A 1,015-nucleotide genomic window follows, 5' to 3' on the forward strand; every position below is an offset into this window, starting at 1 on the left:
AAGTTATATGGAGACCTGGAAAGCCTGCAGGTAGATCTGGACAACTGGTTGTGGCATTACAATAATGAGCGAACTCATCAGGGAAAAATGTGCTGCGGGCGTACGCCGATGGCCACTTTACTCGATGGAAAACGGATCTGGACAGAAAAGAATCTGAACCAGATGTAATCTGACAGACACCTGTATAAATAATCGGTAACTGTCAGATCAGGTCTGAGCTAGTACATATAGGAATGCCGAACAGTATTCGCATCACGTAACAATCGACCCGTATGGGGCGCAGTCGTTACAAGTTCTGATTTATTCAACAAAGCCTATCCAGGGTGAAACATTATTGTTTATGTCATTCTCTATGGCTGTTGGAAAATCTACGACGTTTTTATCTAGCCATTCCAAGGCATCACACCACTCATCATAATCAGAAAGGGCAATTGGTTTTGAGCATGCTTTAATCGTGGTCCGATTTTCATTTTCCATAAATACATACCTCAATCGTTTAATAACTTCCGGGTATTGTCCGTGAGTTGTGCTTGATATTTCTCAACCATCCTCGCGGCATAAGCGAGTGCGTCCTCACGGTCGGAGAAGTCACCGATGGCCTGTAGCAAGCCGTCGCTGCCTCGGATATAGACGCTGAAAAAGTCAGGATTATCAATCTGTTGTATTAAATAGCCGCAGTCGTCTACAACTCCCGACAGGATGATATCAGTAACAATCGTCCCCTGCGCTATCAGGTGGTCGAATTCGTCAATGAGCTTTTGCATGGTGATCTCCGTGTTAAGTACCTGCTTTAGTGACCCTCTCAGGCGGCGAGGGTTTCCCTGCTTTCCACCGACAAAGGAACCTGATAACCTGGTTATTCCACAGACAATTTAACGAAATGAAATGGCTCAGTTTACTGTCAGGGTCGAGCTGCATGATGCAGATTCTGAAGACTATGATAACCTGCATGAAAAAATGGGCAGAAATGGTTACTCCAAAGAGATAAGTTCAAATGGGAAAACCTATCAACTGC

General features: G+C 44.5%; 2 protein-coding genes and 1 pseudogene. 1 reads left to right on the plus strand and 2 read right to left on the minus strand.

Features of this window, described 5'->3' with window-relative positions; translation table 11 throughout:
- Positions 1 to 168: pseudogene (locus tag QZ506_RS09890) on the plus strand (IS481 family transposase); the annotation flags it as partial.
- Between the two features lie 132 nt (positions 169 to 300).
- Here QZ506_RS09890 and QZ506_RS09895 read toward each other — a convergent pair.
- A complete protein-coding gene (locus tag QZ506_RS09895) occupies positions 301 to 477 on the minus strand; it encodes a hypothetical protein (RefSeq protein ID WP_291970803.1) in 177 nt (58 codons plus the stop codon).
- A gap of 11 nt (positions 478 to 488) precedes the next feature.
- Entirely contained in the window at positions 489 to 764 is a 276-nt protein-coding gene (locus tag QZ506_RS09900) for a hypothetical protein (RefSeq protein ID WP_291970805.1), read from the minus strand.
- Positions 765 to 1,015 lie beyond the last annotated feature (251 nt).

Origin of the sequence: Candidatus Symbiopectobacterium sp. (genome assembly GCF_020054415.1) — a bacterium.
In the GTDB taxonomy this organism is placed as follows: domain Bacteria; phylum Pseudomonadota; class Gammaproteobacteria; order Enterobacterales; family Enterobacteriaceae; genus Symbiopectobacterium.

What these genes read in the sequence shown, in the direction of transcription:
- QZ506_RS09895 (WP_291970803.1), bottom strand. Translation starts at nt 477, where the DNA reads ATGGAAAATGAAAATCGGACCACGATTAAAGCATGCTCAAAACCAATT.
- QZ506_RS09900 (WP_291970805.1), bottom strand. Translation starts at nt 764, where the DNA reads ATGCAAAAGCTCATTGACGAATTCGACCACCTGATAGCGCAGGGGACG.